Origin of the sequence: Nonomuraea sp. NPDC049504 (genome assembly GCF_040676845.1) — a bacterium.
Classification (GTDB): Bacteria; Actinomycetota; Actinomycetes; order Streptosporangiales; family Streptosporangiaceae; genus Nonomuraea; species Nonomuraea salmonea.
This window is the reverse complement of sequence record NZ_JBFAPT010000028.1, coordinates 12,391-33,341: the sequence shown is the minus strand read 5'-3', so window position 1 is coordinate 33,341 and position 20,951 is coordinate 12,391. Positions and strand designations below refer to the sequence as shown.

Genomic DNA, 20,951 nt, shown 5'->3' with positions numbered 1-20,951 from the left:
GGCACCATCATGAGCAACCTCGTCGTCACCACCGCGCAGGGAGCCGTCCGCGGCCTGCTCCGGGGCGCCGCCCGCACGTTCATGAACATCCCGTACGCCGCCCCGCCCCGAGGCGCCGGCCGCTTCGCGCCGCCGCGGCCGCACGAGCCGTGGGACGGCGTACGCGACGCCACCACGCCCGGCCCCAACGCGCCGCAGTCCGAACGCCGACTCGGAAACGTTGACATGTCCCCTTATTTCGGCGCCGGTTGGAGCCGCGGGGACGACTATCTGACCGTCACCGTCAACACGCCCGCCGCCGGGGGAGAGGCGCTGCCGGTGATGGTGTTCGTGCACGGCGGCGGGTTCGTCGCCGGGTCCACACGAGCCCCGATGTACGACGGCTCCGCGTTCGCCCGCGACGGCGTCGTCCTCGTCACGCTCAACTACCGGCTCGGCATCGCCGGCTTCCTCGACCTCCCCGGCGCGCCCCCGAACCGCGGCCTGCTCGACGTGGTCGCCGCCCTGCGCTGGGTCCGGCAGAACATCGCCGCCTTCGGCGGTGACCCCGGCAACGTCACCCTCTTCGGCCAGTCGGCCGGCGCCACCATCGTCGGCGGTGTCCTCGCCGCCCCTTCGGCCGCCGGGCTGTTCCGCCGGGCGATCGTGCAGAGCGGCAGCGGCCTGGGCGCGTTCAGCACCGAGCAGGCCGCCCGCGTCGCCAAGGCCGCGGCCGACGTCCTGGGCATCGAACCCCACGTGGACGTCTTCGCCGGCATCCCCGACGAACGCCTGGTCGAGGCCGCCTCCCAGCTCGCCGGCATCGACCTGCGCACCGAGACCCGCACCGACCCGCTCATCGGGCTCAGCCCGTTCAGCCTCGTCCTGGACACGCAGCCCGCCGAGGCCGTCGCCGCCGGGCCGGGCGCCGGTGTCGATCTGCTCGTCGGCACCAACGCCGAGGAGGGCAACCTCTACCTGGTGCCGGTGGACACGTACGCGACCTCGACCGCCGCCGACGTCCACGCGACGGCGGCGCGCTCGCACCCGTCGCCCGAGCGCCTCGTCGAGACCTACCGCAGGTCCCGCCCCGGGGCGTCGCATGCCGAGCTGCGCTCCGCCATCATGGGCGACGCCCTGTTCGGGGCGGGCAGCCGCGCGCTGGCCGCCGCGCACGCGGCCCATCCGGGCTCCGGTACGTACGCGTACGAGTTCGCCTGGCGCTCCAAGGCGCTGGACGGGGAGCTCGGCGCCGCCCACGCGGTCGAGGTGCCCTTCGTCTTCGACCTCGCGCACCGGCCAGAGCTGAACGGTCCCAACGCCCTCCTCGGCCCCGGCCACGCCCCCGCCGACCTCGCGACCCGCGTCCACGAGACCTGGATCCGCTTCGCCAGGACCGGCGATCCCGGCTGGACCCCGTACGACACCGGCCGCCGCGCGACCATGCGCATCGACACCGAGTGGACCCAGCACGACGACCCCCGCCCCGAAGAACGCGAGATCTGGACATGATCATCACCACCGAGAACGCCCCCGCCCTGCCCGCACCCCTGTCGCAGGGCGTCCGCAAGGGCCCCGTCCTGCAGGTCTCCGGCCAGCTTCCCCTCGACCCGGAGACGGGCGAGGTCGTCGGCGCCACGGTCGCCGAGCAGACCGCCCAGGCCCTGCGCAACGTGGCCGCCGTGCTGGAGGCGGGCGGCGCGACCTGGGCGGACGTCGTCATGCTCCGCGTCCACCTCACCGACCCCGCCCACATGGCCGAGATGAACGAGGCGTACGAGTCGATCGTCGAAGCCCCGTTCCCCGCCCGCACCACCGTCAGCGTGCGGCTCCCTCCGGGCTTGCTCGTCGAGATTGATGCCCTCGCCGTGCTGGACATTCCTCAATAAATGTCGCTACCGTCCCACAGGCCGATGAACGTCTGGGGGTTCGAATGTTGGCAAGAAAGGAGGTATGGCGAGAAATTTCCGGCCTCGCCATTCCGCTCTTCGTGGCCGGATCGCTCAATCTCGCGTCCCAGCTCGGCATCGTCGCCATTCTCGGGCGAATGGGCGGCGAGGCCATTTATGTGCGTTCTCTGTACCAGCCCGTCAGCCTCATCGTCCTCGCCCTGAGCGTGGGCTTCGCCGTCTGCAACCAGGTCGCCGCCGCGATCGCCAAGGGAGCCGGGCGTCCTCAGGACGTCATGGCGAACGCCGCCGGCCTGGCCCGGGTATGGCTCGGGCTCGGCGCGGCCCTCTACCTGGCCCTCACGATCGCGGCGCCCTCCCTGCCCGGCCTCCTCCACGTGGACGCCGGGCTGCGGGACACGTTCACCTCGTTCCTCCGCTGGACCAGCGCCGCCGGTCTGCTGATCCTCGGCCAGGAACTGTGCGCCTCCAGCCTGCGCGGCTACGGGTACGTACGCCGAGCCACCGCCCTGGTCGTCTGCACGGCGAGCGTGCGGGTGGCCCTCGTCGCCGCCCTCGGACCCGGCCTCGGCATCGCGGCGGTGCCCGTCGCCGAAGCCGCCGCAGCCGTGACCGGCCTGGCCATGGGCCTGGCCCTGCTGCGCCGCACCGAGCTGTGGCATCCGCGGGCCGTACGGATCTGGCGCGGCCAGGTGCTCACCGACCTGCGCCGCATCGGCGTGCCCATCGCCCTGTCCTTCCTCGTGATCTCCGCGTACAACGTCGCCGTCATCGCCGTCCTGGGCGCCTACGGACAGAACGCCGTCGCCGCCTTCACCGTCGTCTCGGCCCTGCAGAACGCCGTGCTGCTGCCCGCCATGGCCCTGGGCACCGCCACGGCGATCACCATCAACCAGCGACGCGGCGCCGGGGAATGGCGGCACATCCGTACGTCGATGCGCGGCGGCATCGAGGTCACCGTCATGGTCTACGTGGTGATCGCCGTGCTGGTGTCGTCGCTCCACGACGTCTTGGCCGACCTGCTGGGCGGCGACCCGGGGGTGGCCGCGGAGGCGGGCGCCTACCTGGGCGCCGTGGCCCTCACGTACGCCGTCCAGGGCCCCGTGCTCGCCTCGCTCACCGTCATGGAGGAGACCGGCGGCGGCTTCCGCGCGATCATCCTCAACGCGATCTACTTCGCCTTGATCGTCGCGGTGGGCGCGACGACCACGAGCACCGCGGACGGCTTCTACACCGCGGTGGCGTACTGCAACCTGATCGGCGTCTCGGTCCCCCTCCTCGCCACCCGACATATCCGGAAAATCGCGACCAGAGAGGAAGCCGTCGCACCCGTCCGACCTACCGCGACCGGAGCCTCCAGCGAGGCTTGAACACCGACAGCGCTGTCGAGACCAGCAGCATGACGACCTGGGCACCCAGCACCCAGACCTGGGCCCACTGACTGGACGTCACCGCCTGCCTGGCGCCCTCCGTGGCGGCGGCCATGCCCTCAGGGTCGAACAGGAACATGCCCACGCACACGACGGCCACGAGCAGACCCAGCTTGATCGCCACCCAGTAGTACCGGATCAGCCCCCAATGGGTGCCGAGGCCGAGCGTGACGCCGCTGGCCAAGGCGATGAGGCTCAGCGGGATGCCGCCCGCGAACACCATGACCGGCATCAACCGGTACGCCATGTGCGCCAGCGCGAGGTCATCGGTCAAGGTGGCGGCCGTGTTCAGGGCCACCAGCCCCCACACCTCACCGACCAGCGCCACGGAAGCGACGATGTGGACGACCAACAGGGTCTTACGCATGCGCGGTGCCATGATCTCGCCTCACCTCAGGGTTTCAGCACTCACCGCCCATCGTCGCGACTCCGCCCCCGTACGACGTCCGCCCGTGGATGACGCTCCCGCTACACCGAATGACGTAGGCCCCGGACGACAGACAACCTCTTTCGGGCAACCTCTTTCGGGCTGCTTACGGCTTCCGCCGCCCTCTCCGCACGGCCCGGTGCGGCGCGCATCATGACGAGCATCACAGCCGTCGAGAGAAAGGCCGACGAAATGCGCATCTACCGGGTCACCGCGGTGGCGGGGTTCCTCTGCGCCGTGTTGCTCGTGGTCAACTGCGCCCGGCGGGGCGGGATCGTGCCGGAGACGGCGTTCACGCACGCCGTCGCACCGTTCGCGGCGCTGGCGGGGCTGCTCGCGATCACCGGCCTCTACCTGCTCATCCGTCCGGCGTCGGGCACGCTGGGCCTGATCGGGTACGTGCTCAACAGCGCCGGCCTGGCCGGCGCCTTCGCCATCGAGTACATCCTGCACTTCGTCTTCCCCTACCTCAGCGGCGGCGCGGTGGCCGGCCTGCTGGCGGGAAGCACGGGACAAGCCTTCATGATCACAGCGATCGTCCTGCTCGCAGGCGTCCTGACCTTCAGCGTGGCCGCCCTGCGTTCGGGGACGCTGCCGGTGATCGGCGTCGTGCTGTACGCGGCGGGAATGATCCCCGGCTCGTTACGGAACGCGGTGCCGCTCCCGGTCTACCTGACCGGCCTGGTGGTCGCGGCGGTGGGGGTCGCGTGGATGGCGACCCGCCTGTGGCACACCCCCGACGAAGAACCGGCCCCCGCCCCGGCGACCGCCTGAGCGACCGTCCGCCCTCTCCCGCTCGAACCGGCGGGAGAGGGCGGGAGAGGGCGGAGGGCGGGTCACATCGGCTTGCCGACTCCGTTGATCCACATGCCGTACAGGGTGCTGGTGACCCTGCACCGGCCGGCATAGCAGGTGTAGCTCACCTTGACGCTGCGGTGCCGGTAGATCGACGGGTTGAACGGCGGTATACGCGCGGCACACCCCCGGTAGACGTGGCCGTGGGTCAGGCGAACGTCAGGACGTAGCGGCCTCGGACGCCGGGCCGTTCGAGTGCGCGGTGGGCCTCGGCGGCCTGGGCGGCGGGCAGGTGGGCGGCGACGCGGAGGGTGAGGCGTCCCCGGCCGGCGACTTCGGCGAGCCGGTCCAGCTTCTCCGCCTCCTCGGCGTAGTTGAGGACGAAGACGGGGGCGACGCGGACGCGGTCGGTCCCGTCGCCCGGCCAGCCGCGTACGGTGACCAGCGTGCCGCCGTCCTTGACGGCCGGGAGCACGGCGGCGTCCAGGACGGCGGTGTCGAGCAGCCCGTCCACGCCGTCGGGGTGGAGGCGGCGGACCTCCGTCACGAACGCGTCCCCGCGCGGCACCACCTCGTCGGCGCCGCACGAGCGGACGAAGTCCTCGTCCTGCGGGGCGGCGTCGGCCACGACGACCAGCCCGGCCTCCTTGGCGAGCTGGACGAAGTACCCGCCGAGGATGCCGGCGGCGCCCGTGACGGCGACCGTCGCGCCGGCGGGGAGCGCCAGCGTGTCGAGTGCGTGCTGCGCGGTGAGGCCGTTCATGGGAAGGGTGGCGGCCTCGGCGTCCGAGAGCCCTGCCGGGATCTTCGTCACCGACCGTGCCGACAGGACCAGGTCCGCCCGGTAGCCGCCGTGCTCGCCCGAGGGCACCACGATGCCCATGACGGCGTCCCCGGCCGTCAGCGGCCGGTCCACGCCGGGGCCGACCTCGGTGATCGTGCCGGCGACGTCCATGCCCGGCACCCGTACCGAGTCGTCCCCGTGCTGCCGCGGAAGTGACCGGGCCATGACGTCGGCCGGGTTCACCGCCGCGCTGGCCACCTGGATCCTGACCTGGCCGGGGCCGAGGGGCTGCGGCGGCAGGTCGAACTCGACGAGCGTGTCAGGTCCGCCCAGCTGGGTGGCTCCGATTGCGTACACCATGGCGATGCGTCACTCCTTACGGCTGGAGGCCTTCGAGTAGCAGGGTGCACACCTCGTCGAGCTCGGTGTCGATGCCGGGCTCCCGCCATTCGGCGGCATGGGCGAGGTGGTGGAACTTGGCGGTGGCGTGGAGGACCGCGCGGGCGGTGGACTCCGCGTCGCTCGTGCGGAAGCCGCCGTCGCGGGCGCCGTCGGTGATGATGGCCGTCAGCTGGCCCAGGAGGTCGGCGACGTGGTCGGTGGCGACGGTGCTGTGGGCGGCGGCGAGGTTCCCGTACGCGGCGAACAACTCGGGGTCCTCGCGGATCTTGGTCTGCTTCAGTGCCAGGACGGCGTGCAGCCACGTACGCAGCCGGCGCGCCGGCGGCATCCCCTGGTCGGCGGCGATGGCGGCGAGGGTGTCGCGGTTGCGGTCGAGCCAGCGCCGGGTCACGGCCTCGCGCAGCGCCTGCTTCGAGGCGAAGTGCTTGTAGACGGCGGCGTGGCTGACCCCGAGCGCCCTGGCGACGTCCACGACCGTCGCCTTGTCCGGCCCGTGGCGGCGCAGGATCTCCTCGGTGGCCGCCAGGATCGTGTCCGCGTCCAGCGGGGTGCGCTTCTGCTCCACGCGGCACAACCTACGCCCATGGGTGACAGATTTCAAATCTTGTAACCTGATACTCAGGGGTCCTCCCTCCTGAGTACGAGACCGCAACTCCGACCTGAGGCTCATGACGATCAGCGGGCGCGCACCTAGATTCGAAGCATGCTTCCGCGCCCGCCCGAGGCTGACCGGCAGCCCCTTCCCGACCTCCTCCACCGAGCCCTCTTCAAGGCGGTGTCCCTGCTGCCGCCCCGATCACAGGCGGTGCTGCTGCGGCGCTACTTCAACTGGTGGCACCGCTCACCCGACCCCTGGCGGCTCCGTACCGACGACTACGAGCAGCACAAATACGCCACGACGTTACGTCTCCTGCCCGCCCGCCCCTATCACCGCATCATCGACGTCGGCTGCAGCGAGGGCGTCTTCACGCACATGCTGGCCACGAGGTATCCCGACGCCGAGGTCACCGGCGTGGACGTCTCCGAGCGCGCACTCGACCGGGCCCGCGCACGTCCCGCCCGCGAACGCCTGACGTTCACCTGCGCCGACCTGATCTCCTACACCCCGCCCGGCGCCTTCGACCTCGTCTTCTGCGCGGAGACCCTCTACTACCTGGGCCGCGGCGAACGCCTGCGCCTCGCCTCGGCCCGGCTGACCGAGCTCGTCGCCCCCGGCGGCCTGCTGACCCTCGTCCACCCCTGGCCAGAGGCCGAACGCCTCTACACCTACATCAGCGGCATGACGCCGATTCTGCACCACGTCGAGATCGAGACCCACCGGCCGTTCTCCGTGACCGTCCTCCAGGCCGCGCCCGTGGCGAGATGACGATCGTCGGGCCAGGCCCTTGCCCTTGAGCCTGGCCCGGCTCGTCTTCTACGTGGTGCCGCGCTTGCCGTAGAGGGCGGCGGCGAGCGCCACGCCCACCCCGGCCAGCACGACCTGGATGACCAGCTCGATCCAGTCGATCCCCCGGGTGTCGGCGACGCCGACCGCGGCGGCGATGGCCGTGCCGATGAGGGCGGCGACGATGCCGATCACGATGGTGAGCCAGATCGGGATGTTCTGGCGCCCGGGCACCACCAGGCGCCCGATGACGCCGATGACCAGGCCGATGATGAGCGCCGAAATGATACCGGTGACTTCCATGCTGCGCCGCCCTTCTGGTGGTTGCTTGACATTGATGCGGCAGGTCGCAGAGACACGTCGGCATTGCGTTGCTTCCCGATGGTGTACGCCCGCAAACGAGCACGGCTCTCACCGGTGGCTATGGGGAACTTTGTTAAGCTATGTCGCGTTCATGCACATAGCTGTGTGAACGGATCATGAACGAATGGAGTGACGGCTCTTCAGTGGAAGAGTGCAGGAACAGGCCGGGCCACCGCCCGGCGTCCCGTCACCCATGCGCCCATCCGGCAGGCGGGACGTGCCCAGACGCCGTCGTCCCGATCGCCGTGAACGAGACGTCCCGCAGCCTCACACGCCGGCCCCGCAGCGTCGGCTCGCCGGCTTCCCCCATCACCGGCGCGCCGCCGGGTTCTCATGTCGAGGAGTATGTCTGCCGTGGACGGCTATTGGGTTCAACTGGGCCTGGTCGTGGTACTGATCATCGTCAACGCGATCTTCGCCGGTAGCGAGCTGGCGCTGATCTCGCTGCGCGATGGCCAGCTGCGCCGGCTGGAGCAGCGCGGCCAGGGCGGGCGGATCCTCGTCCGGCTGGCTCGGGACCCCAACCGGTTCATGGCCACGATCCAGCTCGTCATCACCCTGTCCGGCTTCCTCGCCTCCGCCACGGCGGCGGTCACGCTGTCGGAGCCGCTGGTGCCGCTGCTGGGCTTCCTCGGCGACGCGGCGGGCCCGGTGGCCATCGTGCTGGTGACGATCGTGCTGACGTTCCTCACCCTGGTCTTCGGCGAGCTGGCGCCCAAGCGGGTGGCCATGCAGCGCGCCGAGAGCTGGGCCATGCTGGCGGCCCGGCCGCTCAGCGCGATCTCCACCGTGTCCAGGCCGGTGGTGTGGGCGCTGGGCAAGTCCACCGACCTCGCCGTACGGCTGATGGGCGCCGACCCGCGCCGGCACCGCGAGGAGATCAGCCCAGAAGAGATCCGCGACCTGGTCGCCACCCACCGCGGCTTCACCCCCGAACAGCGCCTGATCATCTCCGGTGCCGTCGAGATCAGCGAACGCGTGCTGCGCGAGGTGCTCGTCTCCCGCCGCCAGGTCTTCACCCTCGACGCCGGCACCCCCGTCGAACAGGCCCGCCGCCTGCTGGCCGGCTCCGGCCACTCCCGCGCTCCCGTCGTGGGCGCCCGCGGCTTCGACGACGTCACCGGCATCGTGAACCTGCGCGACCTGCTCACCGACGAGAACGCCGTCACCGCCGCCGACGCGGCCAAGCCGCCGCTCCTGCTGCCCGACAGCCTGCCGGTGGCCGAGGCACTGCGCCGCTTCAAGACCGAACGCCAGCAGTTCGCCCTCGTCGTGGACGAGCGCGGCTCGATCGACGGCATCGTCACGCTCGAAGACCTCCTGGAGGAGGTGGTCGGCGAGATCTACGACGAGACCGACAGGGACGTCCTCGAAGCCGTCCGCGAGAGCGACGGCAGCGTGGTGGTGCCCGGCGCCTTCCCCGTGCACGACCTGCCCGACATCGACGTGCACCTGGAGGAACGCCCGGAGGGCGACTACACCACCGTCGCCGGCCTCGTCCTGACCCTGCTCGCCCACGTGCCCACGGCTCCGGGGGAGAGCGTCGTCACCGGCGGCTGGCGCCTGCAGGTCCTCGCCGTCGAGGGCCTCGCCATCGTCCGCGTCCGGCTGTCTCCCGCCCCCACCACGGAGACCGGGAGCCTCGGCCTCTCCGAGGAGACCGTCTAGCGGATCGCGAACCCTGCGCGGAAGACCCGGGCGGCGGCGTACTCATCGCTTCCGTGTCGGACCCGCTCGCTAGGCTCGCGACCGTGAGCACGGTCGAGGACACCGGCGCCGGTCAGGCGCACCTGCTGGCCGCCGCCCGCGGCGGCGATCGCGCGGCCTTCGACGCCTTGGTCGCGCCGCACCGGCGTGCCCTGCACCTGCACTGTTACCGCATGCTCGGCTCGATCGACCAGGCCGACGACGCGACGCAGGAGACGCTGCTGCGGGCCTGGCGCGGGCTGGCCGGCTACGAGGGCCGGGCACCGCTGCACCACTGGCTGCACAGGATCGCCACCATGGCCTGCCTGCGAGCCGCCGAGCGGCGCGAGCGGCTGCCGGCCGTCCATGCCGACATCACCTACCTGCAGCCCTGTCCTGACTCCCTGCTCGACCCGGCCCTGATCGCCGAGCGGCGCGAGGCGGTGGCGCTGGCGTTCATCGCGGCGCTGCAACTGCTGCCGCCCGCCCAGCGGGCCGTGGTCATCCTGCGTGAGGTGCTGAGCTGGAGCGCCGCCGAGGTCGCCGAGCTGCTCGGCCTCAGCGTCCCGGCGGTCAACAGCTCGCTGCAACGTGGCCGCGCGGCCCTGCGCGCTCATGACACCCGGCCGCCGCGGCCGCTGATCGACTACGAGCGGCGACTGCTGCGGCGGTTCGTCCGCGCCTGGGAGCTGCGCGACATCGACGGCCTGGCCGCGCTCCTGCGCGATGACGTGATCCTGCGCATGCCGCCGGAAGCGGCCGAGTTCGCCGGCCGGGCGGCGGTGGTGGAGTTCTTCGCCACGCGACCGGCCGGTGGGCGGCTGGACCTCATCGAGCTGGTCGAGGTCGCCGCGAACGGCCAGCCCGCGCTGGCGGCCTATCTTCCCGACGACGCCGGAGCCTGCCGCGGCTTCGGGATCATGGTCCTGTCCCTGACCGCCCAAGGGGTGGCGGAGATCGTCGGGTTCCCTGATCAGGAGCTGTTCCGTAGGTTCGGGCTGCCCATGGAGCGGAGAATCCGTCGCGACCGATGAGTCGGCGCCTCGCGCCGGATCTGTCAGGGCGAACGGTCGCGCTTCCGCGACCCGCACCGGAAGAAGACACCATGGAACCGCGTACCACCGCCCCGTCCGATCACGTCGGCCTGCTCAGGCGCAGCCACTCTGAGGTCGCCCGGGTGCTGGAGCAGATCAGCCCGCAGCAGTGGGAGGCCGCCGGCGGGTGCGAGAAATGGACCGTGCGCCAGACCGCCGACCACCTGGCCGGCGCCCTCCTCCTGCTCGCCCGCTTCGCCGAGGGAGAGCAACCGGATCCGGCCGAACTCGACGAACAGCGCCAGGCCGACACCGACCACCTCGGCGCCGACCCCGCCGCCGCCTTCCGCGCGATTGCTGACCGGTCGGTGGCGGCCTTCACCACCCCCGGCATCCTGGAGCGCCCCATCGCCTTCATGGGCACCACCGTGCCCGGCGCCGTCTTGGCCTCGATCAGCCTCCAGGAGTCGCTGATCCACGGCTGGGACATCGCCACGGGCGCCCACCTGCCGTACCACGCCGACGACACCGTGGTGCGGATGGTCTGGCAGCACGCCGAAACCGGCATCGGCGACACCCGGCGCCGCACCGGCCAGTTCGCCCCGGCGATCCCTGTCCCCCCGACGGCCCCGCTGCTCACCCGCCTGCTGGCCCACCTCGGACGGCAGGCTTAGGACAACGCACCATCCACGGCGGCAGCCGCCACGACGCCATCTCCTCGGGAGCCCTGATGTACTTCATCCATCGCAACTGGGAAGCCGGACCGCTGGGCAAGCGCGTCCGGCATGTTCCCGGCCGTACGGTGCTCGAATGGTTTCAGGGGTTGTGGGAGCCGGACGGACTCGAGCGGGCGCACGCCGACCTGATGGCCGCGCCCTACGAGCTGGAACTGCTGCGGGAATGCGGCGACGGGCCTCCCGAGGACATGGTCGAGCTGCGTCGGCGGATCCGGATGCGGTTATACGCCGACAACGAGCTGCACATCGACGACCACAGCGTCCGGATCAGGAGCATGGGCATCCACCTGGAGGAGGCGTTCTCCTTCGTCGATGACGCGCGCGTCGCCGAGCAGCCGCAGCGGTGGGCCTACCCGCTCCACCCATCGTGGCCGCTGCCCGATGCCGCCGCTCCCGGGCCGGCGCCGTTCGTCCCGCCCTTTCCCTGCGTGGAGCTCGCGCCTGCCGGGGACACCGGTGCCACCTACCTGCTCTTCACGAGCCTGAACGCGCGGCACGACACTCTGGGCTGGGACGAGACGTACGTGCTCCCCGGCGTGCTCCCGTCATTCACGTCGGAGAGCACCTGGTGCAGATCGTCCTGCGGAAGGGCACCGTCTACGAGCACACCTATGCCTTCGACGACGTCTGGGCGAGTGCGCACCCCGACCTGGCCGCCTCGCTCATCCACTACGCCTACCACTGGGACCCAGGCTGCACGCGCCGGCACGGGTTCATGATGCCCTGCACGCACGACGCGTACCTGGACCTGCGGCTGGGAGAGGCGGACCGCGTCCGCGACTACGAGCCGTACGACGAACCGCTGGTGACCGCGCTGACCGGCGCGCGCAGCGTGGACGAGCTGCGGAGGGAGATCTTCCAGGACGCAGGGGCGGGGGAGCGGCGCCTCCTGGTGGTCCTCGGGCTGGATCATCACAGTGAGCTGATCGGTGTCGTCGGCGCCGTGCTCGGGCATCCCGCTCCTGACGCCTGTGAGCTGCGCTATCTCCGCATGGCCAGGCTCCGTCGCCCCCGGCAGCTCGCCCGGCTGGGCGAGGCGCTCTGCTTCGAGCTGCGGAGAGAGGGTTACAGCACGCTCGTCCTGGATCAGCCGCCGTCCGGCGAATGCCGGAAGTGGCTGGGCGCGCCGGATCGCGTGGTCCCCCTGAGCGGGGTCCGCCTGCCCCGCCACTACGCCTGGCAGGCGGACCCCTTCCGGCTATGAGCCGTCGATGAGGCGGATGGCCAGCTCAGGACTGAACGTCCCGGCCGGCGTGCCGGGCGCGATGCCGCAGTTGCCGTCCGAGTCGCCGGGGACCTTCACCCACAGCAGCAGTTCCGTGCCGGCGTCGCCGCCGACCCGCGCGGGCGTGCCGAGCCGGCGGCCGGCGGGGTTGCACCACTCGCCGTTGGAGCCCTTGCCGTTGCGGCTGGTGTCGATCACCCACTTTGCGCCGCCGCCCAGGGCGGCGTTGACGTCCGACGCGTACGCCGCCGACTGCGCGGTCGTGTAGTAGTTCGAGACGTTGACGGCGAAGCCGCGGATGTTGCCCACGCCCGCGTTCTGCAGTCGCTGGGCCATGGTGCCGGCGGCGACCCAGCCTGCGTTGCCCGCGTCGAGGTAGGCCCACGTGTTGGGCGCGTGGTCGCGGAACTGCTCGGTCGCGTACGTCAGCATGCGGTTGCGCGCCGCGATGTCCTCGTCGTCCATGCAGGCGAAGTCGCCCAGGGAGTCGGGCTCGATGACGACGACGGCGGGACGGTCGCCGATGGCGGAGGCGAAGGCGGAGATCCACGCCCGGTACGCGCTCTCGCTCCCGGCGCCACCACCCGAGTGGCCGCCGCAGGCGTCGCGGCCGGGGATGTTGTACGCCACCAGGACCGGCAGCCTGTCGGCGGCGTCGGCCGCGGCGACGTGGGAAGACACGGTGGCGCTGACGTCGCCGAACCAGCCGCCGACCCAGAAGGCCATCGGCTTGGACGCGATCGCCGACTGGATGCGCGAGGCGCGGGAGTCGCCGGGGTTGTCGCGTACCCACGTGGCCGGGTTGGACTCGGGATCGACGTAGAAGCCGTTCGTCAGGTCGAGCGGCCCGCCGGAGGACTGGCCGCTCTCGGTCAGGGAGACGTCGTCGAGGAAGAAGGTGTGGGCGGCGCCGCCACCGAGCTGGAAGGTGACCTGGCCGGCGGTCGTGCTCAGGGACGAGGTGAAGGGAAGGCTGAAGCGCTTGCCGCTGGTGGTGAGGGAGATCGGCGCGGTGAGGGTGTTGGTGTACGGGGCGTCGCCGAGCTGCACGGTGGCGACGGCGCTCACGGCGCTGCCGGCCGAGGCGGTGAAGGACAGCGTGTACGCCTTGCCCTGGGCCAGCGGGATGTCGTTCTGGGCCACCATCGCGTCCCACGGGTTGGCGGTGCCGCCGGTCACGCCGACCCGGAGCCTGCCGTCGTCGGTGCCCATCGTGGTGTTGGCCGAGCTCCACCAGGGTGCGGTGCCGCTGGTGAAGGTGCCGTTGACGATGAGCTCGGGGGCGGCGGCCGTGGTGGCGGCCGTGGTGGCGGCCGTGGAGGGGGCCGCGCATAACGCCGTCAGGGCCATGGCCAGCGCGATCGCGTGAGTGATCAGTCGCACGTAGTGCTTCCCTTCTGGGAGTGCTGGATCTCGCGTCGTGAATATCACAAAGATCACGAAATTTGATGACATCTCGGGAAAAGTCGCTTACGTACGCAGATCAGGGACCTGTCGCGCACGGCATGGGAAGCGTCCGTGGCGCGCAGGAGCGGTTTCCGGTTTTACGGCGCCGCGTGCAGGGCCTCGTGGGTCCACTGGCCGCGAGGTTGCGTGTGCAGGCGCCAGTAGTGCTCGGCGATGTCGTCGGGGTCGAAGTCGGTGCCAGGGGCGACCGGGCCCGCCACGGTGACGCTCGCGACGTGGACGCCGGCCGGGCCGTACTCCTGGTCGAGCAGCGTGACCAGGGTGCGGACGCCGGCCTTGCCCAGGGAGAGGCTCACGTACTGCGGTTTGGGCTCGGGCATGCCGCCGGTGATGAGGATCGTGCCGTGGCCGCGTGCCGCCATGGCGGGCGCCACGTGGGCGGCGGCGTTGAGGGCGCCGACGACGTTCACCGCCCAGGCGTCCATGTGGCCGCGTACGGACAGCTCACCCGGCGCGTCCGCCTGGATGATCGCGGCGTTGTAGACCAGCGCATCGGGGACGCCGTGCGCCCGCGCCACCTCGTCGAGCGCGGCGTTCAGCCCGGCCTGGTCGGTGCTGTCGGCCCGGCACGTCACCACCTCGCCGGCGACCGCGTCGGCCGCGCTCCGCAACGTGTGGTCGCTGCGGGCGATCAGCCCGACCGGCATCCCCTCCCTGGCGAACCTGCGCGCCACCGCCTGCCCGATCCCGGGACCCGCCCCGATGATCACAACCCCCGCCATCTGATCTCCTCCTTGCTTCGGCGATACTCAGGACGGTAAGGGCTCACATCGATGTGAAGGTCAAGGCATGCGGATCGGGGACCTGGCCGGCAGGACCGGGGTCAACAGGCGGCTGCTGCGCTACTACGAGGAGCAGGGCCTGCTCAGGCCGGTCAGGCTGGGCAACGGCTACCGCGAGTACCGCGAGTCGGACGTCGCCGCCGTCCGCCACATTCGCGCCCTGCTCGCCGCCGGACTTCCCACCGCCGTCATCGCCCGCGTCCTGGATTGCATCCAGGGATCCGACGGGCTCATCACGCCGTCCCACTGCCCGACCTTCATCGACGACCTGCGCCGCGAACGCACCCGCATCGCCACGACCATCGAACAGCTCCAGACCTCGCAGAACGCCTTGGACTCCCTCCTCGACGCGGCACTGCGCGAACCCTGAGTCACGCTCCGACGAAGGTCACCGTCTCCGACATGTCCGCACGATCGGTGCGCAGCGGCGGCACGCCTTCCCGCTCGAACCCCACCGACACACCGCACAGGAGCGCGAGCGTGTCATCCGCTCCGACGATGCGGCCGACCGTTTCGCGGTACATCGTCCACATCACCTGAGGGCAGCTGTGCAGTCCTTCCGCCCGCAGTAACAGCATGATCGTCTGGAGGTACATCCCCGCGTCCGCCCACTGCCCCGGCCCCATCGCCCGGTCGAGGTAGCAGAACAGCACGACCGGCGCTCCGAACGCCTCGGAGTTCAAGGCGGCGATCTTCATGGGCCGGTCGGGGTCGTCACGCTCGATGCCCAGCGCCTGATACCGCTGGGCGGCAGCGGCGGCGAAGCGGTCACGGTACGGCGAGGTCAGCTCCGCCGGGTACATCGGATAGTCCCGCTCGTCGCCCGGGTCTCCCGCCAGTGCCCTGGCCGTCGCCCGCTTCTTCAGCTCGGCCAGGGGCTCGCCGGTCACGACGTACAGACGCCACGGCTGGAGGTTCCCGCTCGACGGGGCCCGCGTCGCGGCGGTTAGCACGCGTTCGAGCACGTCTGCGGGTACGGGCTCATCGCTGAACGCCCGCACGGCCCGGCGGCTGTCCACGGCCTCGTACACGTCCACGGCGCTCACCCGGCTGCCGAGCCGGGGCCCGGCAGGAGGTCGACGTCGCCGGCGTGCATCGGCTGGCCGCAGTGGCTGCATGCCGGCTCGACGTGGGCGATCTGCCCGCAGGCGTGGTGGCGGTAGAGGACGGGTGGTCCTGCCTCACCGGCGAGCCAGCGGTCGCCCCAGCGCGCCATCACCATGAGCATCGCGACGAGGTCGGCGCCCTTGTCGGTGAGGTGGTACTCGTAGCGGGGGCGGGCGTCGTAGGGGCGGCGTTCGAGGACGCCCTGCTCGACCAGGTGGTGGAGGCGTTCGGTGAGGACTTTGCGGGAGATGCCGAGGTCGGCCTGGATGTGGTCGAAGCGGCGCACCCCTGCCCACACGTCGCGCAGGATCAGGGGCGACCAGGGCTCGCCGATCACGTCCATGGTGCGGGCGATGGAGCACGCCATCTCGCTGAAGCGGGTTCGCTGCATGGCGGCAGTCTAGCTTTCGGAGTTCCCTAAGGAAACTTGAGCTGCTAGGGTCGAAGTCCAGTACGAGGGCATGTGGCGGGTGGCCTACGTGCGGGCCGGGATGATGCGGTACGAGGTCCACGCCTGCCACGGCTTCCCCGGAGACGCCCTGCCCGCCTGAGCGTGCCCGGTGAATGTCCGGCCGGCGCCCTGGTCCGGCCGCTGCCGCCGTTTGAGAATCGGACGAGTCTCCGTTCGCAGAAAGGGGCCCGATCCGTGATGCGTGCTCTGCAGAAAGCCGCCTTCGTCGTGGGGCTGTTCGCCCTGACCATCTTCGCCCTGCCGGCCGTCGCCTCGGCGCAGTCGCCGCAGGACTGCCTCGCCTACCTCAACAGTCACGGCTACCCGACGACCCAGGCCAGGATCGACGCCTGCAACTCGCTCGTCACCGCGTTCTGCGTCGAGATCCTGGAGGACGGCGAGGTCGCGGCTGAGCACGCCAGGGCCGCCTGCGACCTGCGGCGCTCCTAGCGTCCGGCCCGATGGGCCCTGACCCGTTCGCGGGTGGCGCAGCGGCGGGAGCAGTAGTGGCGTTCCTGGCCGCTGCCCTGGGCGATGAACACGTTCCGGCAGCCGGTCGCGGCGCAGACCTTGCCGGGCGGTCGCTGGCGGTCCCAGACGAGCACGGTCAGCGCCATGCAGGACGAGGTGAGGAACCATTCGCCCAGGGGGCCGTCGTCGTCGCGGTCGAGGTGCGGATGCCAGGGTGTGGTGCCGCCGTGCGAGGTCAGGCGCAGCGGGCCGGTGTGCTCGCGCAGGAGGCGGTTGAGCGCCGTGGCGGCGGCGTCGGCGTCGGTGGCGGCGAAGACGTCGCGTAGCAGGGCGGCGGCCGTCCGCATGGCGGCGACGTCCTGCTCGGTCACCTCGATGGGGTCCAGCTCGCCGTACGCGCGCAGCAGCTCGCCGATGGCTTCCGGGGAGGCGTCGTCGGTGAGGGCGTTGACGAGGGCGGCGGTGCGCCGGGCCATGGTCAGCACGGAATGCCGGGTGGACCAGTCGTCGGTGTGCGACATCCTGGCAATGTAACGCATATTGCTATGTTTTGCGTTACCTCGCTAGGGTCGCGCGGGTGTATTCCATCAGGTCCTACCTGGCCGGGGCGGTGGCCGCCCGCGCAGGCGACGAGATGTCCGGGCCCGCCCTGATGCTGGCCGGATTCGCCGTCACCGGCTCGGCCACCGACGCCGCGTCGCTGCTCGCGGGGATCACCGCCGCGGCGGCGGTCGGCGGCCCGCTGCTCGGGGTGCTGCTCGACCGTGCGGCGCGGCCGGGCCGGCTGCTGGCCTGCGCTCTTGCGCTGTACGCGGCGGGCCTCGGCGCGATCCTCATGGGACTCGGGCATCTGCCGATCGCGATCAGCGTGGTGATCGCGCTGTGCACCGGGCTGCTCGGTCCTGCGCTGTCGGGCGGCTGGACGGCCCAGCTGCCCCGCGTGGTGCCGCCCGCAAAGCTGCCCAGGGCCAACGCGTTCGACGCGATGACCTTCAGCGTGGCGAGCCTGGCCGGTCCCGCGCTGGCCGGGGGAGTGGCCGAGCTGCTCGGAGCACCGACGGCCGTGGTGGTCGCCGTGGCGCTCATCGGCTTCGCGGTGCCCAGCGCGTGGACGCTGCCCGCCCGTCCACCGTCACGGGAAGCGGGCTCCCTGCTCGCCGGAGCGCGGGTCATGATCGCGAACCGGCCGTTGTTCCGGGCGACCCTGGTCTCGGTCATCTGCTGCACGGCCGAAGGCATGCTGGTGGGCTGCCTTCCCCTGCTCGGCCTACGCGTGCTGGGCGACGCCGACCGTGGGGCGCTGCTGCTGTCGTGCGCGGCCGCCGGAGCCCTGGCCGCCAACGCCGTACTCGCCCGGCGGCCGCGTTCCCCCGGCACCGTCGTCTGGGCGAGCGCCCTGCTGCAGGCCGCCGCCTTCGCCCTGGCCGCCGTCGATCACGCGGCCGTGCTCGTCGCCGCCATGCTGCTGCTCGGCATCGGCCAGGGCCCCCAGCTCACCGCCCTGTTCGCGATCCGCCACCGCGAAGCCCCTGAGCGGCTGCGCAGCCAGATCTTCACCACCGGAGCCAGCCTGAAGATCACCGGCTTCGCCCTGGGCGCGGCGATCGCGGGCCCGCTCGCCACCTGGTCGCTCATGGCCGCCCTCATCCTGGCCGCCACCCTGGCGGCGCTCGCGGCCCTCACCTGGAGTCGTAGTCCTCGCGGTTCGCGAGGACCTCGCTCATGTGCGTCTGCGCCCAGCTCCTGAGCCCGCGCGTCAGGTCGTGGAGGGAGAGGCCGAGGCCGGTCAGCTCGTAGGAGACGGTGACGGGGACGGTCGGCGTCACGGTACGGGTCAGCAACCCGTCACGCTCCAGCGACCGCAGCGTCTGGGTCAGCATCTTCTGGCTGACCCCGGCCAGCATCCGGGAGATCTCCGAGTACCGCATCGCTCTCGGCCCCTCCTCGCCGCCGCCCAGCGCGCACAGGATCAGGACGACCCACTTGTCTGAGATGCGGTCGAGCAGTTGCCGGCTGGGACACCCCGCCAGGAACGCGTTGTACTCCACCTTGGCCTGAGCCCGCTGCTGGGCCGCCTTCATCGTCGCCACCGCTCACACCTCTCGCCCGTGGGTGAGTTACGCACTTCGGAGTGCCTACTTCCCGGAAGGAAGTTGCTTCCCAATACTGATGCAGAGCGACAACGAAAGGAACCCCAATGAGCACATCCCTTCCCGGCGGCACCTGGACCCTGGGAGACCTGACCGTCACCCGATTCGGGTACGGCGCCATGCAACTGGCCGGCCCGTGGGTCATGGGCCCGCCCGCCGACCGCGAGGGCGCCCTGGCCGTCCTGCGGGAAGCGGCCGACAACGGCATCACCCACATCGACACCAGCGACGCCTACGGCCCGCGCATCACCAACGAACTGATCCGCGAGGCCCTGCACCCCTACCCCGAGTCGCTGCACCTCGCGACCAAGGTGGGCGCGACCCGCGACGAGCAGGGCGGCTGGCCGCCCGCCCGGCGCCCCGAGGACCTGCGCCGCCAGGTCCACGACAACCTCACGTCCCTGGGGCTCGACGTCCTCGACCTGGTCAACCTCCGTCTCGGCGACGCCGAAGGCCCCCAGCCCGGCTCGCTCGCGGAGGCGTACGGAACGCTGGTCGAACTCCAGCAGGAGGGCCTGATCCGCCACCTCGGGGTCAGCAACGCCACCGAGGAGCAGGTCGCCGAGGCGCAGAGCATCGCGCCGATCGTGTGCGTGCAGAATCTGTACAACCTCGCCCACCGCCACGACGACAAGCTCATCGACCGCCTCGCCGCAGAAGGCATCGCGTACGTCCCCTTCTTCCCCTTGGGCGGCTTCACCCCGCTCCAGTCCTCAGCCCTCTCGGCCGTCGCCTCGCGGTTGGGATCGACCCCGATGTCCGTGGCCCTGGCCTGGCTCCTCCAGCGCTCCCCGAACATCCTCCTGATCCCCGGCACCTCATCGGTGACCCACCTGCGCGAGAACATCACCGGCGCCGCCCTCTCCCTCTCACCCGAGGACCTGGCCGAGCTGGACACCATCGCCGGTCAGCGTTGACGCGACGGCGCCGGCTGCCGGCCCACCGCGCCCCCCGGCCCACCGACCCGGCCTCCTGCAGCCGAAGGCCGGCACGCTTCCTGCGCGACCGGCCCAGGACCAAGGTCCTTCGTACGACGGCCGTACGGCACTGCCTCGGACGGGCCCCTTCCCGGTGTGATGAGAGCGCGAGACACACCACCGAGGAAAGGGGCCGTCATGGCCGCCACGATCGACAGGTCCGCCGGGCAGGCGGGCGCGACCGTCACTGAGGGACGCCGTCCGGTCGACTACGTCTGGGCAGCCGCCCGGATCGCGATCGGCTGGATCTTCCTGTGGGCGTTCCTGGACAAGACGTTCGGATGGGGCTTCGCCACCCCGTCGGACCGGGCCTGGATCGCGGGCGGCAGCCCGACGACCGGGTTCCTCAAGGGCACCGGTGAGAACGCGCTCGGCGGGTTCTTCTCCGCGTTAGCGGGACAGGCGTGGGTGGACTGGCTGTTCATGGCCGGCCTGCTCGGCATCGGCCTGGCGCTGATCCTCGGCATCGCCACCAGGCTCGCCGCCCTCGCCGGCACGTTCATGCTGGCCCTGATGTGGGCGGCCGAGCTGCCCCTGGCCAACAACCCCTTCATGGACGACCACATCGTCTACTCCATCGTCCTGATCGGCCTGGCTATGGCCGGCGCCGGCACCACCCTCGGACTCGGTGGCCTGCCGATCGTGCGGCGCCACGCCTGGCTGAAGTAGTGCGCACCGGGACACGCCCGCCCCCGGCACCACGGGGCGGGCGTTCCGTTGTGGGCCAACGGCCTCCGCCGCGACAGGCCGGATGGCGAGCGCGTCACCGCAGGTCAGGATGGCCGTGGCAGGCCGGTGCTGGGCTGGTCGGGCTGAGGGGACGCCAGCGACGCCTGCGGGGCGCGCAGCAGGGACAGCGCCCAGCGGCCGGGACCGAGCACCGCGATCAGCAGGAAACCCCAGCAGAACAGGGCGGCCTTCTCGCCGCCGTTCTCGATCGGGAACAACGCCTGCGGCTGGTGCACGACGAAGTACGCGTACGCCATGGTGCCCGAGCAGATGACGGCGGCGGCGCGCGCGGCCACCCCGAGCAGGACCATGCCTCCGGCGACGAGCTCGATGAGGGCCGCCCACCAGCCCGGCCACTCGGCGAAGGCCGGCGCCTCGCCCTGCGGGCCGCCGAGAACACCGAACAGTGTGGCCGCGCCGTGGCAGGCGAACAGCAGTCCCAGCACGATGCGATAGAGGGCCAGGAAAAGATCCTGCTGCCGGTTGACCAGTGCTTCCATAGAGCGTCCTTCCTCAACGTGCTGACTGGTGTCATCTCCAGAACCGGAGATGAAAGACGTGGGAGCGCTCCCAAAAGAGTCAAGAATGTGCCGTTGCCCTGTCAACTGTGGTCAGTCAGGGGGTCCGGCCGGATGGGCGCGAAACGCCGCGCTCACTTGGT

25 protein-coding genes are annotated in these 20,951 nt (G+C 71.3%); 14 read left to right on the top strand and 11 right to left on the bottom strand.

Features of this window, described 5'->3' with window-relative positions; genetic code table 11:
* Positions 1–9: 9 nt before the first annotated feature.
* The 3 genes from AB0K28_RS40185 to AB0K28_RS40175 all read left to right on the top strand — a co-directional run bounded on the left by AB0K28_RS40185 (position 10) and on the right by AB0K28_RS40175 (position 3,259).
* Positions 10–1,491: a carboxylesterase family protein gene (locus AB0K28_RS40185; RefSeq protein ID WP_364380714.1), complete on the top strand. Its 1,482-nt coding sequence runs from the start codon at positions 10–12 to the stop codon at positions 1,489–1,491.
* A complete protein-coding gene (locus AB0K28_RS40180) occupies positions 1,488–1,868 on the top strand; it encodes a Rid family detoxifying hydrolase (protein ID WP_364380711.1) in 381 nt (126 codons plus the stop codon). The genes AB0K28_RS40185 and AB0K28_RS40180 overlap by 4 nt, the downstream gene beginning before the upstream one ends.
* A 101-nt stretch (positions 1,869–1,969) precedes the next feature.
* The gene (locus AB0K28_RS40175) at positions 1,970–3,259 is read left to right on the top strand and encodes an MATE family efflux transporter (RefSeq protein ID WP_364380708.1); all 1,290 of its coding nucleotides are present in this window, start codon (positions 1,970–1,972) and stop codon (positions 3,257–3,259) included.
* Here AB0K28_RS40175 and AB0K28_RS40170 read toward each other — a convergent pair.
* Positions 3,228–3,686: a hypothetical protein gene (locus tag AB0K28_RS40170; RefSeq protein ID WP_364380705.1), complete on the bottom strand. Its 459-nt coding sequence runs from the start codon at positions 3,684–3,686 to the stop codon at positions 3,228–3,230. The genes AB0K28_RS40175 and AB0K28_RS40170 overlap by 32 nt on opposite strands.
* A 213-nt stretch (positions 3,687–3,899) precedes the next feature.
* Here AB0K28_RS40170 and AB0K28_RS40165 point away from each other — a divergent pair, with 213 nt between their 5' ends.
* On the top strand, positions 3,900–4,520 hold the full coding sequence (locus AB0K28_RS40165; RefSeq protein WP_364380703.1) for a hypothetical protein: 621 nt from the start codon (positions 3,900–3,902) through the stop codon (positions 4,518–4,520).
* Positions 4,521–4,749: 229 nt separating this feature from the next.
* Here AB0K28_RS40165 and AB0K28_RS40160 read toward each other — a convergent pair whose 3' ends face one another.
* Together AB0K28_RS40160 and AB0K28_RS40155 are read right to left on the bottom strand one after the other, a co-directional pair.
* Positions 4,750–5,685, bottom strand: coding sequence for an NADP-dependent oxidoreductase (locus AB0K28_RS40160; protein WP_364380700.1), 936 nt, complete (start codon positions 5,683–5,685; stop codon positions 4,750–4,752).
* 16 nt (positions 5,686–5,701) lie between these two features.
* Complete coding sequence (locus AB0K28_RS40155) at positions 5,702–6,292, bottom strand: TetR family transcriptional regulator (protein WP_345408900.1); 591 nt, start codon at positions 6,290–6,292, stop codon at positions 5,702–5,704.
* A gap of 138 nt (positions 6,293–6,430) precedes the next feature.
* On the opposite strand from AB0K28_RS40155, the gene AB0K28_RS40150 reads away from it, so the two are divergent.
* On the top strand, positions 6,431–7,093 hold the full coding sequence (locus AB0K28_RS40150; protein ID WP_364380697.1) for an SAM-dependent methyltransferase: 663 nt from the start codon (positions 6,431–6,433) through the stop codon (positions 7,091–7,093).
* A gap of 48 nt (positions 7,094–7,141) precedes the next feature.
* On the opposite strand, the gene AB0K28_RS40145 is transcribed toward AB0K28_RS40150, so the two are convergent.
* Positions 7,142–7,414, bottom strand: a complete 273-nt coding sequence (locus tag AB0K28_RS40145; RefSeq protein ID WP_364380694.1) for a GlsB/YeaQ/YmgE family stress response membrane protein — start codon at positions 7,412–7,414, stop codon at positions 7,142–7,144.
* A 414-nt stretch (positions 7,415–7,828) separates the two neighbouring features.
* Between AB0K28_RS40145 and AB0K28_RS40140 the strand changes: the two genes are divergently transcribed.
* The 4 genes from AB0K28_RS40140 to AB0K28_RS40125 all read left to right on the top strand — a co-directional run bounded on the left by AB0K28_RS40140 (position 7,829) and on the right by AB0K28_RS40125 (position 12,135).
* Entirely contained in the window at positions 7,829–9,142 is a 1,314-nt protein-coding gene (locus tag AB0K28_RS40140) for a hemolysin family protein (RefSeq protein ID WP_364380691.1), read from the top strand.
* Positions 9,143–9,225: 83 nt separating this feature from the next.
* Positions 9,226–10,194, top strand: coding sequence for an RNA polymerase subunit sigma-70 (locus tag AB0K28_RS40135; protein WP_364380688.1), 969 nt, complete (start codon positions 9,226–9,228; stop codon positions 10,192–10,194).
* Between the two features lie 71 nt (positions 10,195–10,265).
* Positions 10,266–10,868 carry a TIGR03086 family metal-binding protein gene (locus AB0K28_RS40130; protein WP_345408890.1) on the top strand — a complete coding sequence of 201 codons (603 nt, stop codon included), beginning with the start codon at positions 10,266–10,268 and terminating at the stop codon, positions 10,866–10,868.
* A gap of 631 nt (positions 10,869–11,499) precedes the next feature.
* On the top strand, positions 11,500–12,135 hold the full coding sequence (locus tag AB0K28_RS40125; protein WP_364380685.1) for a hypothetical protein: 636 nt from the start codon (positions 11,500–11,502) through the stop codon (positions 12,133–12,135).
* Here AB0K28_RS40125 and AB0K28_RS40120 read toward each other — a convergent pair.
* Positions 12,130–13,539 (bottom strand): glycoside hydrolase family 6 protein, encoded by a 1,410-nt coding sequence (locus AB0K28_RS40120; protein ID WP_364380682.1) that lies wholly within the window; start codon positions 13,537–13,539, stop codon positions 12,130–12,132. The genes AB0K28_RS40125 and AB0K28_RS40120 overlap by 6 nt on opposite strands.
* Before the next feature lie 161 nt (positions 13,540–13,700).
* Positions 13,701–14,345 (bottom strand): SDR family NAD(P)-dependent oxidoreductase, encoded by a 645-nt coding sequence (locus tag AB0K28_RS40115; RefSeq protein WP_364380679.1) that lies wholly within the window; start codon positions 14,343–14,345, stop codon positions 13,701–13,703.
* Positions 14,346–14,412: 67 nt separating this feature from the next.
* On the opposite strand from AB0K28_RS40115, the gene AB0K28_RS40110 reads away from it, so the two are divergent.
* Complete coding sequence (locus AB0K28_RS40110; protein ID WP_364380676.1) at positions 14,413–14,775, top strand: MerR family transcriptional regulator; 363 nt, start codon at positions 14,413–14,415, stop codon at positions 14,773–14,775.
* A 1-nt stretch (position 14,776) separates the two neighbouring features.
* Here the strand turns inward: AB0K28_RS40110 and AB0K28_RS40105 are convergent, their stop codons facing one another.
* Both AB0K28_RS40105 and AB0K28_RS40100 read right to left on the bottom strand, forming a co-directional pair.
* Positions 14,777–15,442 (bottom strand): nitroreductase, encoded by a 666-nt coding sequence (locus AB0K28_RS40105; protein WP_364380673.1) that lies wholly within the window; start codon positions 15,440–15,442, stop codon positions 14,777–14,779.
* Between the two features lie 5 nt (positions 15,443–15,447).
* The gene (locus tag AB0K28_RS40100) at positions 15,448–15,903 is read right to left on the bottom strand and encodes a helix-turn-helix domain-containing protein (RefSeq protein ID WP_364380670.1); all 456 of its coding nucleotides are present in this window, start codon (positions 15,901–15,903) and stop codon (positions 15,448–15,450) included.
* Between the two features lie 258 nt (positions 15,904–16,161).
* Between AB0K28_RS40100 and AB0K28_RS40095 the strand changes: the two genes are divergently transcribed.
* Positions 16,162–16,413: a hypothetical protein gene (locus tag AB0K28_RS40095; RefSeq protein ID WP_364380667.1), complete on the top strand. Its 252-nt coding sequence runs from the start codon at positions 16,162–16,164 to the stop codon at positions 16,411–16,413.
* Here the strand turns inward: AB0K28_RS40095 and AB0K28_RS40090 are convergent.
* Positions 16,410–16,955, bottom strand: coding sequence for a CGNR zinc finger domain-containing protein (locus AB0K28_RS40090; RefSeq protein ID WP_364380664.1), 546 nt, complete (start codon positions 16,953–16,955; stop codon positions 16,410–16,412). The two genes, AB0K28_RS40095 and AB0K28_RS40090, sit on opposite strands and share 4 nt — an antisense overlap.
* A gap of 56 nt (positions 16,956–17,011) precedes the next feature.
* On the opposite strand from AB0K28_RS40090, the gene AB0K28_RS40085 reads away from it, so the two are divergent.
* On the top strand, positions 17,012–18,181 hold the full coding sequence (locus AB0K28_RS40085) for an MFS transporter (protein WP_364380661.1): 1,170 nt from the start codon (positions 17,012–17,014) through the stop codon (positions 18,179–18,181).
* On the opposite strand, the gene AB0K28_RS40080 is transcribed toward AB0K28_RS40085, so the two are convergent.
* Positions 18,114–18,524, bottom strand: a complete 411-nt coding sequence (locus tag AB0K28_RS40080; RefSeq protein WP_355415836.1) for a helix-turn-helix domain-containing protein — start codon at positions 18,522–18,524, stop codon at positions 18,114–18,116. The two genes, AB0K28_RS40085 and AB0K28_RS40080, sit on opposite strands and share 68 nt — an antisense overlap.
* Positions 18,525–18,631: 107 nt before the next feature.
* Here AB0K28_RS40080 and AB0K28_RS40075 point away from each other — a divergent pair, with 107 nt between their 5' ends.
* Both AB0K28_RS40075 and AB0K28_RS40070 read left to right on the top strand, forming a co-directional pair.
* On the top strand, positions 18,632–19,501 hold the full coding sequence (locus tag AB0K28_RS40075) for an aldo/keto reductase family oxidoreductase (RefSeq protein WP_364380658.1): 870 nt from the start codon (positions 18,632–18,634) through the stop codon (positions 19,499–19,501).
* A 198-nt stretch (positions 19,502–19,699) separates the two neighbouring features.
* Complete coding sequence (locus AB0K28_RS40070; protein WP_364380655.1) at positions 19,700–20,230, top strand: DoxX family membrane protein; 531 nt, start codon at positions 19,700–19,702, stop codon at positions 20,228–20,230.
* A 104-nt stretch (positions 20,231–20,334) separates the two neighbouring features.
* Here the strand turns inward: AB0K28_RS40070 and AB0K28_RS40065 are convergent, their stop codons facing one another.
* Positions 20,335–20,790 carry a DoxX family protein gene (locus AB0K28_RS40065; RefSeq protein WP_364380652.1) on the bottom strand — a complete coding sequence of 152 codons (456 nt, stop codon included), beginning with the start codon at positions 20,788–20,790 and terminating at the stop codon, positions 20,335–20,337.
* Positions 20,791–20,951: the final 161 nt, after the last annotated feature.

Coding starts and splice junctions, on each gene's coding strand:
- AB0K28_RS40185 (WP_364380714.1), top strand. CDS start 10: ATGAGCAACCTCGTCGTCACCACCGCGCAGGGAGCCGTCCGCGGCCTG.
- AB0K28_RS40180 (WP_364380711.1), top strand. CDS start 1,488: ATGATCATCACCACCGAGAACGCCCCCGCCCTGCCCGCACCCCTGTCG.
- AB0K28_RS40170 (WP_364380705.1), bottom strand. CDS start 3,686: ATGCGTAAGACCCTGTTGGTCGTCCACATCGTCGCTTCCGTGGCGCTG.
- AB0K28_RS40165 (WP_364380703.1), top strand. CDS start 3,900: ATGACGAGCATCACAGCCGTCGAGAGAAAGGCCGACGAAATGCGCATC.
- AB0K28_RS40160 (WP_364380700.1), bottom strand. CDS start 5,685: ATGGTGTACGCAATCGGAGCCACCCAGCTGGGCGGACCTGACACGCTC.
- AB0K28_RS40150 (WP_364380697.1), top strand. CDS start 6,431: ATGCTTCCGCGCCCGCCCGAGGCTGACCGGCAGCCCCTTCCCGACCTC.
- AB0K28_RS40145 (WP_364380694.1), bottom strand. CDS start 7,414: ATGGAAGTCACCGGTATCATTTCGGCGCTCATCATCGGCCTGGTCATC.
- AB0K28_RS40130 (WP_345408890.1), top strand. CDS start 10,266: ATGGAACCGCGTACCACCGCCCCGTCCGATCACGTCGGCCTGCTCAGG.
- AB0K28_RS40115 (WP_364380679.1), bottom strand. CDS start 14,345: ATGGCGGGGGTTGTGATCATCGGGGCGGGTCCCGGGATCGGGCAGGCG.
- AB0K28_RS40110 (WP_364380676.1), top strand. CDS start 14,413: ATGCGGATCGGGGACCTGGCCGGCAGGACCGGGGTCAACAGGCGGCTG.
- AB0K28_RS40100 (WP_364380670.1), bottom strand. CDS start 15,903: ATGCAGCGAACCCGCTTCAGCGAGATGGCGTGCTCCATCGCCCGCACC.
- AB0K28_RS40095 (WP_364380667.1), top strand. CDS start 16,162: ATGCGTGCTCTGCAGAAAGCCGCCTTCGTCGTGGGGCTGTTCGCCCTG.
- AB0K28_RS40090 (WP_364380664.1), bottom strand. CDS start 16,955: ATGTCGCACACCGACGACTGGTCCACCCGGCATTCCGTGCTGACCATG.
- AB0K28_RS40075 (WP_364380658.1), top strand. CDS start 18,632: ATGAGCACATCCCTTCCCGGCGGCACCTGGACCCTGGGAGACCTGACC.
- AB0K28_RS40070 (WP_364380655.1), top strand. CDS start 19,700: ATGGCCGCCACGATCGACAGGTCCGCCGGGCAGGCGGGCGCGACCGTC.
- AB0K28_RS40065 (WP_364380652.1), bottom strand. CDS start 20,790: ATGGAAGCACTGGTCAACCGGCAGCAGGATCTTTTCCTGGCCCTCTAT.